General features: G+C 65.8%; 13 protein-coding genes. 8 read left to right on the forward strand and 5 right to left on the reverse strand.

Annotation, left to right across the window (positions count from 1 at the left end; all coding sequences use genetic code 11):
* Nucleotides 1-239: 239 nt before the first annotated feature.
* Entirely contained in the window at nucleotides 240-641 is a 402-nt protein-coding gene (locus DCG74_RS13240; RefSeq protein WP_172786901.1) for a hypothetical protein, read from the forward strand.
* Nucleotides 642-675: 34 nt separating this feature from the next.
* Here the strand turns inward: DCG74_RS13240 and DCG74_RS13245 are convergent, their stop codons facing one another.
* Together DCG74_RS13245 and DCG74_RS13250 are read right to left on the reverse strand one after the other, a co-directional pair.
* Nucleotides 676-1,527 (reverse strand): CoA ester lyase, encoded by an 852-nt coding sequence (locus tag DCG74_RS13245; protein WP_172786900.1) that lies wholly within the window; start codon nucleotides 1,525-1,527, stop codon nucleotides 676-678.
* Nucleotides 1,527-2,030: a MaoC family dehydratase gene (locus tag DCG74_RS13250; RefSeq protein WP_337993349.1), complete on the reverse strand. Its 504-nt coding sequence runs from the start codon at nucleotides 2,028-2,030 to the stop codon at nucleotides 1,527-1,529. The genes DCG74_RS13245 and DCG74_RS13250 overlap by 1 nt, the downstream gene beginning before the upstream one ends.
* 96 nt (nucleotides 2,031-2,126) lie before the next feature.
* On the opposite strand from DCG74_RS13250, the gene DCG74_RS13255 reads away from it, so the two are divergent.
* Nucleotides 2,127-3,293, forward strand: coding sequence for an acyl-CoA dehydrogenase family protein (locus DCG74_RS13255; protein ID WP_060735112.1), 1,167 nt, complete (start codon nucleotides 2,127-2,129; stop codon nucleotides 3,291-3,293).
* Between the two features lie 6 nt (nucleotides 3,294-3,299).
* On the opposite strand, the gene DCG74_RS13260 is transcribed toward DCG74_RS13255, so the two are convergent.
* The 3 genes from DCG74_RS13260 to DCG74_RS13270 all read right to left on the reverse strand — a co-directional run bounded on the left by DCG74_RS13260 (nucleotide 3,300) and on the right by DCG74_RS13270 (nucleotide 6,279).
* The gene (locus DCG74_RS13260; protein ID WP_172786995.1) at nucleotides 3,300-4,874 is read right to left on the reverse strand and encodes an AMP-binding protein; all 1,575 of its coding nucleotides are present in this window, start codon (nucleotides 4,872-4,874) and stop codon (nucleotides 3,300-3,302) included.
* A gap of 33 nt (nucleotides 4,875-4,907) precedes the next feature.
* Nucleotides 4,908-5,543: a uracil phosphoribosyltransferase gene (upp, locus tag DCG74_RS13265; protein WP_172786898.1), complete on the reverse strand. Its 636-nt coding sequence runs from the start codon at nucleotides 5,541-5,543 to the stop codon at nucleotides 4,908-4,910.
* 268 nt (nucleotides 5,544-5,811) lie between these two features.
* Complete coding sequence (locus tag DCG74_RS13270; RefSeq protein WP_172786897.1) at nucleotides 5,812-6,279, reverse strand: hypothetical protein; 468 nt, start codon at nucleotides 6,277-6,279, stop codon at nucleotides 5,812-5,814.
* Between the two features lie 454 nt (nucleotides 6,280-6,733).
* Here DCG74_RS13270 and DCG74_RS13275 point away from each other — a divergent pair, with 454 nt between their 5' ends.
* The 6 genes from DCG74_RS13275 to DCG74_RS13300 all read left to right on the forward strand — a co-directional run bounded on the left by DCG74_RS13275 (nucleotide 6,734) and on the right by DCG74_RS13300 (nucleotide 14,948).
* Nucleotides 6,734-6,823 (forward strand): K(+)-transporting ATPase subunit F, encoded by a 90-nt coding sequence (locus DCG74_RS13275; protein WP_035698142.1) that lies wholly within the window; start codon nucleotides 6,734-6,736, stop codon nucleotides 6,821-6,823.
* Nucleotides 6,824-6,936: 113 nt separating this feature from the next.
* A complete protein-coding gene (gene kdpA, locus DCG74_RS13280; protein ID WP_172786896.1) occupies nucleotides 6,937-8,640 on the forward strand; it encodes a potassium-transporting ATPase subunit KdpA in 1,704 nt (567 codons plus the stop codon).
* A gap of 26 nt (nucleotides 8,641-8,666) precedes the next feature.
* On the forward strand, nucleotides 8,667-10,781 hold the full coding sequence (gene kdpB, locus DCG74_RS13285; protein ID WP_172786895.1) for a potassium-transporting ATPase subunit KdpB: 2,115 nt from the start codon (nucleotides 8,667-8,669) through the stop codon (nucleotides 10,779-10,781).
* 111 nt (nucleotides 10,782-10,892) lie between these two features.
* Nucleotides 10,893-11,498 carry a K(+)-transporting ATPase subunit C gene (locus DCG74_RS13290; protein ID WP_172786894.1) on the forward strand — a complete coding sequence of 202 codons (606 nt, stop codon included), beginning with the start codon at nucleotides 10,893-10,895 and terminating at the stop codon, nucleotides 11,496-11,498.
* A 40-nt stretch (nucleotides 11,499-11,538) separates the two neighbouring features.
* Nucleotides 11,539-14,262, forward strand: a complete 2,724-nt coding sequence (locus tag DCG74_RS13295) for a sensor histidine kinase KdpD (protein ID WP_172786893.1) — start codon at nucleotides 11,539-11,541, stop codon at nucleotides 14,260-14,262.
* The gene (locus tag DCG74_RS13300) at nucleotides 14,259-14,948 is read left to right on the forward strand and encodes a response regulator transcription factor (protein ID WP_172786892.1); all 690 of its coding nucleotides are present in this window, start codon (nucleotides 14,259-14,261) and stop codon (nucleotides 14,946-14,948) included. The genes DCG74_RS13295 and DCG74_RS13300 overlap by 4 nt, the downstream gene beginning before the upstream one ends.
* Nucleotides 14,949-15,127 lie beyond the last annotated feature (179 nt).

Below are 15,127 nucleotides of genomic sequence, written 5' to 3' on the forward strand. Positions count from 1 at the left end.
GGATCCTTTGGTTGTGCGAGGATGAGAAGGTCTCTTCTCGGCGAAAAAATATTCAGCGCGCGAGCGCTGTCAAGATCTTGGCGCGCCTGTCCTTGTTGCTGGCTCCTGGAGATCGACGATCGGCCAATCGACCTGTCCGGACGGCCGGGTTCCGGGCGCGATTGCCTTTTGTTGGCCGGCAAGCGAACCTCGTGTGGCCATATTTGAGCAGGAGTGATCTTTCGCGAGGAGGCGCTCCGATGACCAAGGCACTGATCACTGCTGTCGCAATGCTGGCTTGCGTACCCGCGAGTGCGCTCGCACAGGAGCGCGCGGGCGATGCGGCGCTGGGCGCGGTCTCGGGTGCGGTCGTGCTGGGCCCCGTCGGTGCGGTCGCCGGAGCCTTGATCGGCTACACGGCCGGACCGTCGATCGCCCGTTCCTGGGGCCTGAGAGGCTCACAGTCGGCAAGGCACCGGCAGCCGCCGCCGCGTCGTGCCGCCGCGACCGGCAGCCCGTCGCGCACGCGCGAGGCGATGGCCGCCAACGGCCAGATGAGAGCCGCCGGCAATTCGGCCCCGCCGGTCCAGGCTCCGCCGGTTCAAGCCGCGCCTGCCGCGCCGGCGCAATCCTCGGCGCCGCCGGTTCAGGCATTCGATTAAGGCCGCCAACTTCAGGCCGCAGCCTACGCCCGCTCTAGGCCTCGCCGAGAATTTTCTTCGCCGCGAGAAGGTGCGGCTTGTCGATCATCTGGTCGTCGAGCCGCAGCGTGCCCGAATTGGGATTGCTCGCGAAGGCCGCGATCACCTTCTCCGCCCAGGCGCGCTCGGCCTCCGTCGGCGCGAAGGCCGCGTTGACGATGTCGACATGCTTGGGGTGGATCAGGGCCTTGGCCGAAAAGCCGTCGCGCCGCGCGGCGCGCGTCTCCTGCTCGAGGCCGGCGAGATTGTCAATGTCGGTGTAAACCGTGTCGATCGGCGCGACCTCGGCCGCGGCCGCCGCCATCAGGCAGAGATCGCGCGCCAGGCGATAGGGGCTGTGGAACACGCCGCCGCTCGCCTTCTCGGTGGCGCCGAGCGAGGCGGAGAGATCTTCCGCGCCCCACATCAGGCCGGCGAGGCGAGGGGAGCAGCCCTTGTAGCTGCCGAGCCCGAAGATCGAGCCGGCGGTCTCCGTCGCGACGCAGACGATGCGGGTCGAACCGATCGCGATGCCGGCAGCGGCTTCCAAAGCCTCGAGCCAGGTCGCGACCTGCCGCACGTCGTCGCCGCCTTGCGATTTCGGCAGCACGATGCCGTCAGGCCTGCCCGGCATCACCGCGGCGAGATCCGCCAGCGTCAGGCCGGTGTCGAGCGCGTTGACGCGGACATAGAGCTGATGCGGGCCGGGGCGGCTCTTCAGCATCGAAAGCGTGAGCTCACGCGCTTCCGCCTTCTTCTCCGCGACGACGGAATCCTCGAGATCGATGATCAGCGCGTCGGCCTTGCCTTCGCTCGCCTTCTCGAATTTGCGCGGGGAATCGCCCGGCACGAACAGCATCGAACGCATCAGACCGGCCTCTTGTGCATCATCGCCATGCGGCGGCATTTACCGACGATCTCGTCGTTCTGGTTGAGAGCGTGGTGCTCGAACTCGACGATGCCGGCCTTGGGCCGCGATCTGGATTCCCGCAATGAGAGCACCTTTGTCGTGGCCCGCAACGTGTCGCCATGGAAGACCGGCTTTGGAAAGGTGACGTCGGTCATGCCGAGATTGGCGACGGTGGTGCCCAAGGTCGTATCATAGACCGTCATGCCGATCATGATGCCGAGCGTGTAAAGGCTGTTGAAAATGCGCTGGCCGAACTCGGTCTTCTCGGCAAAATGCGCGTCGATGTGCAGCGGCTGCGGGTTGAGCGTCAGCAGGCTGAATAGGGTGTTGTCCATCTCCGTGACGGTCCGGGTCAGCGGATGCCTGAACTCCTGGCCCACGGAGAAGTCCTCGAAATAAAGTCCGGCCATCGCGGTTTCCTCCCTGCGAAATAACGGCGCGCTCTTACCGTCGCGCCGCATGACCCCATGCATGGTAGACACACTTCGCGGGCAAATTCACGTATCTGCATGCGGTTTTTCGAGCTAAAGAACGCAAGGCGAAGGGAGATCAAGGCCATGGATTTCGCGCTCACCGATCAGCAGGAAGCCATTCGCGACGCCATCGCCAAGATCTGCGAAGGCTTTCCCGACGCTTATTGGCTGAAGAAGGACCACGACGGCGGCTTCCCGCACGACTTCCACAAGGCGCTGGCGGATGCCGGCTGGCTCGGCATCTGCGTGCCGGAGGAATATGGCGGCTCCGGGCTCGGCATCACGGAAGCTGCGATCATGATGCGCACCATCGCCGAGTCGGGCGCCGGCATGTCCGGTGCCTCGGCGGTGCACATCAACGTGTTCGGACTCAATCCCGTCGTCGTGTTCGGGACCGAGGAGCAGCGCAGGCGCATGCTGCCGCCGATGGTCGAGGGCCGCGAGAAGGCGTGCTTCGCCGTCACCGAGCCGAACACCGGCCTCAACACCACGCAGCTGAAGACCCGCGCGGTCGCCAAGAACGATCGCTACATCGTCAACGGTCAGAAGGTGTGGATCTCGACCGCCCAGGTCGCACACAAAATCCTGCTGCTGGCGCGCACCACGCCGCTGGAGGAGGTGCGCTCGCCCACCCACGGCCTCAGCCTGTTCTACACCGATTTCGATCGCAACAGGATCAAGGTCCACGAGATCGAGAAGATGGGCCGCAAGATCGTCGATTCCAACGAGTTGTTCTTCGAGGACTTCGAAATCCCGATGGAGGATCGGATCGGCGAGGAAGGCAAAGGCTTCGAGTACATCCTCGAAGGCATGAATCCGGAGCGCATTCTCATCGCGGCCGAGGCCGTCGGTCTCGGCAAGCTCGCGCTGTCGCGCGCGACCGAATACGCCAAGACGCGCGTCGTGTTCAACCGCCCGATCGGCAAGAACCAGGGCATCCAGCATCCGCTCGCGGTGAACTGGGTCGAATTGGAAGCGGCCTGGCTGATGGTGATGTCGGCGGCCTGGCAATACGACAAGGGCATGCCCTGCGGCGCCGCTGCCAATGCCGCAAAATATCTGGCGGGCGAAGCGGGTTTCTCGGCCTGCGAGCAGGCGGTGATGACCCATGGCGGCTTCGGCTACGCCAAGGAATTCCACGTCGAGCGCTATCTGCGCGAGGTGCTGATCCCGCGCATCGCGCCGGTCAGCCCGCAGCTTGCGCTCAGCTTCATCGCGGAAAAGGTGTTGGGGCTCGCAAAGTCGTACTGACCAGGTCTATTCGGCGGCGATCCGCTCCATCGCCATAGCGCGAAGCCTGGCGCGCTGGATCTTCACGCCGTTGGCGCTGTCGGTGACGGGGAAGGCGTCCACGACATAGATCCGCGCCGGCACCTTGTAGCCGGCGAGCCGCTCGCGCAGACGCGCGATCAGCGTCTCCTGCATTGGTGGCTCCGTCGTCGGGATCACGAAGGCGACGCAGCGCGCCTGCCCCTTGAGATCGACTGCGACGACCTGGGCGTCGGCGACGCCGGCGCAGGATTTGAGCTCGTCCTCGATCTCGCCCGGTGCGACCAGGAAGCCGCCAAGCCGCATCGCATCGCCGGCGCGGGTCTCGTAGACGAACGAGCCGTCGCCGCGCAGCCGGCCGATGTCGCCGGTACGGAAGAAGCCGTCGGCGGTGATCGCCTCGCGCGTCGCCGCAGGATTGTTGAAGTAGCCGAGAAAGCGCGAGGGCGCGCTGATCTCGATCTCGCCGGAGACGAGGCTTCCGGCGAGCTCGCCGGTCTCGACATCGCGCACGCGGACTTTCGCGTCGGGCGACATCGGCCAGCCGCCGCCCTCGATCCGATCGGCGAAGGCATCGCTGGGGCGGCCGATCGAGAACAGCGCCTGCACCTCGCTCGACCCGTAGAGGCCGAACAGCTTCAGGCCGCGCGCCTCGGCCTCCACGGCCAATTCGCGCCAGCCGGGCTGGAACGCGGCGAAGCCGCAGACTTCGAGATGCGGAAACGGGCGTGGCGCATCGGTGAGGGCGAGGATGCGCCGGAACATCTCGTCCGAGCCGAAGCAATGCGTGATCGGTTGCGTGCCGAGGATCTTCAGGGCTGGCGCAGCCTCGAAGGCATCGAGCACATGAATGGTCGCACCGGCGGCAATGAAGCCGAGCAGGCTCGTCATGCCGAAGGTGCCGCAGAACGGCAGCATGGCGAGCAGCGAATGACGCCGCGGATCGAGCTGGAGCGCGTGGGCGATGGAGACAGCGTGCGTCGCCAGCGTTCGCTGCGAATGCGCGACCAGCTTCGGCCCCTTGGTGGTGCCCGACGTGGTGTAGAGCAGCACGGGCAAGTCGACATCGTCCTGGGGCGGTGGAGCCGGCGGGTAGGGGTTCTCGAACGCATCGAACCGCACGCAGGGCCAGTGCCCGGGCGTCGCATCCGCGCCGACCACCGCGAGCCGTTGCAGCGCGGGCACTTCGGCCTTGGCGACATCGGCGAGGATTGCGGCGAAGTCGATCGCGCGGAAGGCAGCCTCGACCACCATCAGCTTCGCGCCTGATAGTTTGAGCAGGTGCGCGACTTCCGCGCTGCGATAGCGCGTATTGACGGCGGCGACGATCGCGCCGAGCCGTGCGGCGGCGAACAACAGTGCGAGCCATTCGACCCGGTTGACCAGCCAGACCGCGACGACGTCGCCCTTGCCGATGCCTTGCGCCGCAAGCCAGGCGGCGGTCTGCTCGACCTTTACCGAGAACTCTGCGCGCGAGACGGGCTTGCCGTCGAAAACCAGGGCAGGATCGGCGGCGGCCTCGATCCGGAGCAGCGATTGCAGCGAAACGTCGTTGGCGCTCATGGCCATCGGACTAACCCGATCGCGAAAACCTGTCTACTTGGTGCCGAACATCCGGTCGCCGGCATCGCCCAGGCCCGGCACGATGTAACCGTGGTCGTTGAGCCGCTCGTCGATCGCGGCGGTCCAGATCGGCACGTCGGGATGCTCGCTCTGGAACTTGGCGATGCCCTCGGGCGCGGCCAGGAGGCAGACAAAGCGGATGTCGCGGGCGCCGCGGGCCTTGAGCAGGGAGGCGCCGGCGCAGGCCGAGTTGCCGGTCGCCAGCATCGGATCCATCAGGATCACGGTGCGGTCGGACAGGTCCTGCGGCGCCTTGAAGTAATATTCCACGGCCTGCAACGTCTCGGGGTCGCGGTAGAGCCCGATATGGGCGATGCGCGCCGAGGGCATCAGCGCCAGCATGCCGTCGAGAAAGCCGACGCCGGCGCGCAGGATCGGCGCCAGCGTGAGCTTCTTGCCGGCGATCTTGGGCGCCTGCATCGCCGCAATCGGCGTCTCGATCTCGACCAGCTCCAGCGGCAGGTCGCGCGTCACCTCGTAGCCGAGCAGCATTCCGATCTCGTTCAGGATCTCGCGGAAGCTCTTGGTCGAGCGGTCCTTCTCCCGCATCAGGGAGAGCTTGTGCTGGACCAGGGGGTGGGCGACGACATTGACGTTGCTGGTGCTCATGAAACCGCTCTACACGGTTCCGCGAAACTGCGCCAGATCGGCCAGGTACTTTTAGGCAAAGCCTTTTCCGCGGGATAGGCGGCCTCAACCGGGCATCGCGACCGCGGTTGCTCACTTCACAGGCAGCCATGGTCAGCTCGCGGTCGATCGCGTGCGAGATCGGACGAGCTAGACCCCGTGCCTCGCGCCGCCCTCTGTCAGACCTGAAGTAGCCTGTGATTTCCACGAAGAATCGATCGACGGCGCCGAGGCTGATTGGCGGACGGGCCTAGCCGAAATGATCGCAGGCGACCGGCTCATAAAGTGGGTCCAGCATCGGACGGACCGAAGGAACGCTCGGTCGCGATGCGTCGGCGGTCAGCGCCCGCACCTCGACGAATGCCGACAACAGGGCGAGCGCGAGGTCGGCATGGCGTGCCTCGACTGCGGCATCCAGCCAATCCGGCAGCTCGCGCTCGCGCGACAGCGCGCAATGCCACTCGCCGTCATCGTAGGCGATGCGGCGGACCTGCCACATCGGCAGCTCCAGCTCCATCACAACCAGTGCGGCATCGGCCCATGCCCCGACATCGATCAGGCGCGTGAGGCGTGCGGTGCGCTCGCTGTCTCCGAGCGAAGGGATGCGCCGGCAGGCGTGTCCGATGATGTCGAGCATCAGCGGCCGCGTCGTCGCATGTGCCTTGCGCAGCCGCTCGGCGAGCGAGGGGAAATCGAGCGGGTGGAGAGCGGCGGTCATGTCAGGCCTCCTGGAAGTGGCGTCGGTCAGTCGGCCGGCCTCGCCAAAATGGCCTGGAGGGGATTTGAAAACGAGATGGGGTTCGGGCGAGAGATATAGGGATTCCATAAGTGGACGGGGCCTTCCGGGCAGCGCGATCGTCCCTCGACTTTCGTTCTTGCCAGGGCCGCCCGCCGAGACGGGCCGGCCTTTATGAGATTCCTATAACGTTGTCATAGGCCTCATCTCGAAAACCTATGGGCGCGGTGGCACCTCAGCGCGGTGAAGTTTCCGGCCGCGCCGCGATCGATCGCAGCAAGCGGCCAGCCGGAATCCAGAGACGGCTATGCCGGACATCGTCTCGCTTGAGGAGTATCGCCATGATGGACCTTTTGATGCTGGCGCTGGGCTTCGTCTTCTTTGCCCTCGCGATCGGCTACACCTATGCCTGCGAACGGCTGTGAGGGAGCGGACCATGATCTTCGATTATGCGCTCGCCGGCGCCGTTTCGTTCGGCCTCCTGATCTATCTCACCTATGCACTGCTGCGGCCCGAGCGGTTCTGACGCCGTGCTGCTGCTCGTCGAATTGCTGCTGGCCGGCGCTGCGCTCGTCACGGGCCTGCTCGCGCTGCTCCTGCCGCTCTTGCGCCGGACCAAAAGCCTGAAGGGTTAATGCCATGACTGTGATCGGTTGGTTCCAGATCATTCTTTATTGCACGATCGTGGTCGCACTGACCAAGCCGCTCGGCTGGTACATGACGCGCGTATTCAACGGCGAGCGCACCTTCCTGTCGCCCGTCCTGCGCCCGATCGAAGCCGGCATCTATTGGATCTCCGGCGTCGACGAGAAACGCGAGCAGCACTGGCTCACCTACACGGTCGCGATGCTGCTGTTCCATGTCGGCGGCTTCCTCATCATCTACGGCCTGTTGCGGCTCCAGGCCGTGCTGCCGTTCAATCCGGCCGGGCAATCGGCGGTCGCCGAGGATCTGTCCTTCAACACCGCGATCTCCTTCATCACCAACACCAACTGGCAGAACTACGGCGGCGAGAGCACGCTGTCCTATTTGATCCAGATGGTCGGCCTGACGCACCAGAATTTCCTCTCGGCGGCGACCGGAATCGTGCTTGCCGTTGCCCTGATCCGCGGCTTTGCCCGCGCTTCCATGCGTAAAGTCGGCAACTTCTGGGTCGATGTGACCCGCTGCACGCTCTACATCCTGCTGCCGATCTGCGTCGTGTTCACACTGTTCCTGGTCTGGCAGGGCATCCCGCAAACGCTTGGAGATTACGTCGAAGCGACCACGCTCGAGGGCGCCAAGCAGACAATCGCAGTCGGCCCGGTCGCTTCGCAGGTCGCGATCAAGATGCTGGGCACGAATGGCGGCGGGTTCTTCAACGCCAACGCTGCGCACCCGTTCGAGAACCCGACCGCGCTGTCGAACTTCGTGCAGATGCTGTCCATCTTCGCGCTCGGCGCGGGGCTCACCAACGTGTTCGGCCGCATGGTCGGCAACCAGCGCCAGGGCTGGGCGATCCTCGCCGTGATGGGCGTGCTGTTCGTCGCCGGCGTCGCCGTTTGCTATTGGGCTGAAGCCAGCGGCACCTCGACCCTGCATGCGCTCGGCCTGACCGGCGGCAACATGGAAGGCAAGGAGGTTCGCTTCGGCATCGTCGCCTCCTCGCTGTTCGCCGTGATCACGACGGCCGCCTCCTGCGGCGCGGTCAACGCCATGCATGACAGCTTCACCGCGCTCGGCGGCATGATCCCGCTGATCAACATGCAGCTCGGTGAGATCATCATCGGCGGCGTCGGCGCCGGTCTGTACGGCATGCTGCTGTTCATCGTCCTCTCGATCTTCGTCGCAGGCTTGATGGTGGGCCGCACGCCGGAATATGTCGGCAAGAAGATCGAGGCGCGCGAGGTCAAGATGGCGATGCTCGCGATCCTTGTGCTGCCGCTGATGTATCTCGGCTGGACCGCGGTCGGCGTGGTCTATCCGGCTGCTGTCGCCTCGATGGCGAATGCCGGCCCGCACGGCTTCACCGAGGTGCTCTACGCCTTCACCTCGGCGACCGGCAACAACGGCTCGGCCTTCGCAGGGCTCACCGGCAACACCTTCTTCTACAATCTCACGCTCGCATCGGCGATGTTCGTCGGCCGCTTCTTCATGATCGTCCCGGCGATGGCGATTGCGGGCGCGCTCGCGGCCAAGAAGTCGATTCCGCCGTCGGCAGGTACGTTCCCGACCACCGGCGGGCTGTTCGTCGGCCTCGTCGTCGGCGTGATCCTGATCATCGGCGGCCTGACCTTCTTCCCGGCGCTCGCGCTCGGGCCCATCGTCGAGCACCTCGCGATGAACGCCGGCCAAGTGTTCTGACTTCTGATTGGTTTGGAGTGACCTCCATGGAAACGATGAAACTGCAAAAGCGCGCGCCGATGTCGGCAATGCTCGATCCGAAGATCGTGATGCCGGCGATCCGGGGCTCCTTCACCAAGCTCGATCCGCGGCTGATGGTGAAGAATCCCGTGATGTTCGTGGTCGAGATCGTGGCCGCGCTCACCACCGTGATCTTCCTGCGCGATGTTGTCACGGGTGGTGCCGGCCTGGGCTTCACCTTCCAGATCATCCTCTGGCTCTGGTTCACGGTGCTGTTCGCCAATTTCGCTGAAGCGGTGGCCGAAGGCCGCGGCAAGGCGCAGGCCGAATCGCTGCGCAAGACGCGCACCGAGAGCCAGGCCAAGCTCCTGACCGGGGTCGGCCAGGCCTTCAAGCTGGTTCCGGGCACCAGCCTGACGGTCGGCGACATCGTGCTGGTCGAGGCCGGGGACACCATTCCCTCCGACGGCGAGGTGATCGAGGGCGTTGCTTCGGTCAACGAGGCCGCCATCACCGGCGAGTCCGCGCCGGTGATCCGTGAATCGGGCGGCGACCGCTCGGCGGTGACAGGCGGCACGCAGGTGCTGTCCGACTGGATCCGCGTCCGCATCACCGCGGCGCAAGGCTCGACCTTCATCGATCGCATGATCAAGCTGGTCGAGGGCGCCGAGCGGCAGAAGACGCCGAACGAGATCGCGCTCAACATCCTGCTCGCCGGCCTCACCATCATCTTCGTGTTCGCCACGGTGACGATCCCGAGCTACGCCGCCTATGCCGGCGGCTCGATCTCGGTGGTCGTGCTGGTGGCGCTGTTCGTGACGCTGATCCCGACCACGATCGGCGCGCTGCTGTCCGCCATCGGCATCGCCGGCATGGACCGCCTGGTGCGCTTCAACGTGCTGGCGATGTCGGGCCGCGCGGTCGAGGCCGCCGGCGACGTAGACACGCTGCTGCTCGACAAGACCGGCACCATCACGCTCGGCAACCGGCAGGCGACCGCCTTCCGTCCCGTTCGCGGCGTGACCGAGCAGGAGCTGGCGGATGCCGCCCAACTCGCCTCGCTCGCGGACGAGACGCCGGAAGGCCGCTCCATCGTCGTGCTGGCCAAGGAGAAGTACGGCATCCGCGGCCGCGACATGGCCGAGCTGGGCGCGACCTTCGTTCCGTTCACGGCGCAGACCCGCATGAGCGGCGTCGACGCCGGCGGCGCGTCGGTGCGCAAGGGCGCGGTCGATGCCATCCTCAACTATGTCGGCGGCGGCGCGCCGCTGGCGGTCGCCTCCGGCAACACGGCCCGTGCGATCCAGCCCGCGGCGCTCTCGGAGATCGGCCGTGAGATCCAGACCATCGCCGACGAAATCTCGAAGGCCGGCGGCACGCCGCTTGCGGTTGCGAAAGACGGCAAGTTGCTCGGTGTCATCCAGCTCAAGGACATCGTCAAGGGCGGCATCCGCGAGCGCTTCGCCGAACTGCGCCGCATGGGCATCCGCACCATCATGATCACCGGCGACAATCCGATGACGGCCGCCGCCATCGCGGCGGAAGCCGGCGTCGACGATTTCCTGGCGCAGGCTACGCCGGAGGACAAGCTCAAGCTGATCCGCGACGAGCAGGCCAAGGGCAAGCTGGTGGCGATGTGCGGCGACGGCACCAACGACGCGCCGGCGCTCGCCCAGGCCGATGTCGGCGTCGCCATGAACACCGGCACCCAGGCCGCCCGCGAGGCCGGCAACATGGTCGACCTCGATTCCAACCCGACCAAGCTGATCGAGGTGGTCGAGATCGGCAAGCAGCTCTTGATGACGCGCGGTGCGCTGACCACGTTCTCGATCGCCAACGACGTCGCCAAATACTTTGCGATCATCCCGGCGATGTTCCTGGCGTTCTACCCGCAACTCAGCGTGCTCAACGTCATGAACCTGTCGAGCCCGCAGAGCGCCATCCTGTCGGCGATCATCTTCAACGCGCTCGTCATCATCGCGCTGATCCCGCTCGCGCTGAAGGGCGTCGCCTACCGCGCCGTCGGGGCCGGCGCGCTGCTCCGGCGTAACCTCTTGATCTACGGGCTCGGCGGCATCGTCATTCCCTTCATCGGCATCAAGGCGATCGACCTCGCGGTGACCGCGTTGCGCTTGGCTTGAATTCGTCATTGCGAGCGAAGCGAAGCAATCCAGAAATATCTCCGCGGTTGATAGCCTGGATTGCTTCGTCGCTTCGCTCCTCGCAATGACGGGAGAAATTTGGAGAAAGACATGCTCAGAGAAATCCGCCCCGCCATCGTCCTGCTGCTGGCGCTCACCGCCATCACCGGGCTTGCCTATCCGCTCGCCATGACCGGCATGGCCGGCGCGCTGTTTCCCGTGCAGGCGCAAGGCAGCCTGATCGAGAAAGACGGCAAGGTGATCGGCTCCGCCCTGATCGGGCAGGAGTTCAAAGACGACAAATATTTCCACGGCCGCCCCTCGGCGACGCTGGCGCCGGACCCGAACGACTCGGCCAAGACGGTGTCCGCGCCCTACAATGCCGCCAATTCGGGCGGCTCCAATCTCGGCCCGACCAGCAAGGCGCTGGCCGACCGGTTGAAGGAAGATGTGGACAAGCTCAGGAGCGAGAATCCGAACGCCTCGGTGCCGGTCGATCTGGTGACGACCTCGGCCAGCGGCCTCGACCCGGACATCTCGCCGGAAGCGGCGCAATTCCAGGTGCCGCGCGTGGCGAAGGCGCGGAGTCTGCCTGAGGATCAGGTCAAGCAGCTTGTGACCGCCAGCACCGAAGGCCGCCTGCTCGGCCTGCTCGGCGAGCCCAGGGTTAACGTTCTGGCGCTGAATCTCGCGCTCGATCGCATGGCCGCGAAGTAGCCGTCTAGGCTCGCAGTGTGGGGGTGATTATACTGGCAAGATGGTCCGAGAGCGCCGCGATCCCGAACAACGTCCGTCCCCGGAGGCCCTGCTGGAAGCGGCGCGCCGGGAGGAGAGCGCGAGCGGCAGGCTGAAGATCTTCGTCGGCGCCGCTCCCGGCGTCGGCAAGACCTACGAGATGCTGCAAAGCGCCCATGCCAAGCGCAAGGCCGGCATCGATGTCGTGGTCGGCTTCGTCGAGACCCATGGCCGCGCCGAGACCGAGGCGCTGGTGCGCGGCCTCGAAGTGGTGCCGCGCAAACGGCTGGACTACCGCGGCCAGATCGTCGAGGAGATGGACCTCGACGCGGTGATCGCGCGGCGGCCGCAGATTGCGCTGGTCGACGAGCTCGCCCACACCAATGCGCCTCTTTGCCGCCACCCCAAGCGCTATCTCGACGTCGAGGAGCTGCTCTCGCACGGCATCGACGTCTACACCGCCGTCAACATCCAGCACATCGAGAGCCTGAACGACGTCGTTGCCCAGATCACCCATGTCAGGGTGCGCGAAACCGTGCCGGATTCGGTGTTCGACCGTGCCGATGCGATCGAGCTGATCGACCTCACGCCAGACGACCTGATCCAGCGGCTGAAGGAGGGCAAGGTCTATGTGCCCAAGCAGGCCGAGCGGGCGCTGGAGCATTATTTCTCGCCGGGCAACCTCACGGCGCTGCGTGAGCTCGCACTGCGGCGCACCGCCGAGCGGGTCGACGAGCAGCTGCTCAACCACATGCAGGCGAATGCGATTCCCGGGCCCTGGGCCGCGGGCGAACGCATCCTGGTCTGCGTCAGCGAGGATCCGCGCGCGGCCGGCCTCGTGCGCTACACCAAGCGGCTGGCCGACCGGCTCCATGCGCCGTTCACCGCGATCTCGATCGAGACGCGGCGATCGCTGCAATTGTCCGACGAGGAGCGGGATCGCCTGGCCGATACGCTGCGGCTCGCGGAATCGCTCGGCGGCGAGGCGCTGACCATTCCCGCCGTCGGCCGCCGCATCGCCGACGACGTCGTCAATTTCGCGCAAGGCAACAACGTCACCCAGATCGTGATCGGCAAGTCGACGCGCTCGCGCTGGTTCGAGATGACGCGCGGCTCCGTCGTGCACGATTTGGTGCGCCGTGCCGGCAACATCACCGTTCATGTCATCGCCGGTGACGAGCTGCCCGGCGAGGCCGCGCCCAAGATGGCGGTGCAGACCGCCGCACGATCCGAGCCGTTCGATCCCTTGCCTTATCTCAAGGCGCTTGGGATCGTGCTCGTGGGTCTCGGCGCGGCCAAGTTGATCCAACCTTATTTCGGCATCGAGAACGTCGACCTGGTGCTGCTGACCGCGGTGGTCGCGGTGGCCGTGCGCTATGGCCTGTGGCCGTCGCTGCTGGCGACCGTAGCGGCCTCGCTGTCCTACAATTTCTTCTTCCTGCCGCCGATCTACACTTTCACGATCACCGACCCGACCAATGTCGCCGCCTTCGTGCTGTTCCTGGTGGTGGCGATGATCGTCTCCAATGTGGCGGCGCGCGTGCGCATCCAGGCCGACACCGCGATCGGCCGGATCAGGATGACCGAGCAGCTCTATGCCTTCAGCCGCAAGCTCGCCGGCACCGCCACGCTCGACGACGTCTTGTGGGCGAGCGCCTACCAGACCGCATTGATGCTCAAGGTCCGCGTGGTGCTGTTGTTGCCGGATGAAGGCCTGCTCACGGTGAAATCAGGCTATCCGCCCGAGGACGAGCTCGACCAAGCCGATCTCGCTGCCGCCAATTGGGCCTGGAGCAACGATCGCCCCGCCGGCCGCGGCTCGGACACCTTGCCCGGCGCAAAACGGCTGTTCCTGCCGATGCGCACCGGGCGCGGCCCGATCGGCGTGATCGGCATCGACAACGACCGCACCGGCCCGCTGCTGACGCCGGACCAGCGCCGGCTGCTCGATGCGCTGGTCGACCAGGGCGCGCTCGCGATCGAGCGCGTGCTGCTGGTCGAGGACATGGACCGCGTCAAGCGCACCGTCGAATCCGAGCGGCTGCGCTCGGCACTGTTGACCTCGATCTCGCACGATCTGAAGACGCCGCTGGCCTCGGTGTTGGGCGCAGCCTCGACCATGCGCGATCTCGCCGGTGCGCTCTCCGACACCGAGAAGCGTGACCTGCTCGCCACCGTGATCGACGAATCCGAGCGGCTCAACCGCTTCATCGCCAATCTGCTCGACATGACCAAGCTCGAATCCGGCGCCATCGTGCCCAACACGGCGCTGCACGATCTCGGCGAAATCGTGGGCAGCGCGCTACGGCGCGCGAGCAAGATCCTGACCGCCCACAAGGTCGAGCTGGCGCTGGCCGCCGATCTGCCGATGCTCCAGCTCGATGCCGTGCTGTTCGAGCAGGTGCTGTTCAATCTGCTCGACAACGCCGCCAAGTACGCGCCACCCGACACCACGATCTCGATCCACGGCCGGCGCGACGGTGCTCATGTCGTGCTCGAGATCGCCGACGAGGGTGCTGGCATTCCGGCGGACGAGCTCGAGAGCGTGTTCGACAAGTTCTATCGCGTGCAGAAGGGCGATCACGTCCGTCCCGGCACCGGGCTCGGGCTTGCCATCTCCCGCGGCTTCGTTGAAGCGATGCGCGGCACGATCTCCGCTGCCAATCGCAGCGAGCGAAGCGGCGCGGTGCTCACCGTTCGCCTGCCGGTTCCGGCAGAGAACCACGCATTGGATACCGCCGCATGAGCGCCGCTCCGATCAAGGTCCTGGTCATCGACGACGAGCCGCCGATCCGCAAATTGCTGCGGATGGGGCTGACAACGCAGGGCTATGACATCCTGGAAGCGCCGAACGGCAAGACGGCGCTGGAGAAGCTCGACGAGGAGCCGGCGCTGATCATCCTCGATCTCGGACTGCCCGACGTTCAGGGCCATGAGCTGCTCCGCACCATCCGCGCCCGCAACGAAGGGGTGCCGATCGTGGTGCTGTCGAGCCGCGGCGACGAAGCCGGCAAGGTCCAGGCGCTCGATCTCGGCGCCGACGATTATCTGACCAAGCCGTTCGGGATGGAGGAGCTCCTGGCGCGCCTGCGCGCCGCGTTGCGCCACCAGCTTCAGGTCAAGGGCGAGCGTCCGGTTTTCCGCACCGGCGATCTCTCGGTCGATCTCGTCCGCCGCATCGTCAAGGTCGGCGAGCGCGAGGTGAAACTCTCGCCGAAGGAATATGATCTCCTGCGCGTGCTGGTGCAGCACGCCGGCAAGGTGCTCACCCACCGCTTCCTGCTGAAAGAGCTCTGGGACGAACTGACCGACGCGCAATATCTGCGCGTCTATGTCCGCCAGCTCCGCCAGAAGATCGAAGCCGATCCGGAGCGGCCGCAATACGTGCTGACGGAAACCGGGATCGGGTATCGGCTGAAGGCGGGGGATTAGCGTTCCACAGACCCCGTAGGGTGGGCAAAGGCGCAACGCGCCGTGCCCACCATTCTCTCGATTTCGATAAAGGTGGTGGGCACGCTTCGCTTTGCCCACCCTACGATATCTCTCTCCACATCGTCATTGCGAGCGCAGCGAAGCAATCCAGAGTCCCGCCGCGGAGGCGGTCTGGATTG

The sequence above is a fragment of the Bradyrhizobium sp. WBAH42 genome, from assembly GCF_024585265.1.
In the GTDB taxonomy this organism is placed as follows: Bacteria; Pseudomonadota; Alphaproteobacteria; order Rhizobiales; family Xanthobacteraceae; genus Bradyrhizobium.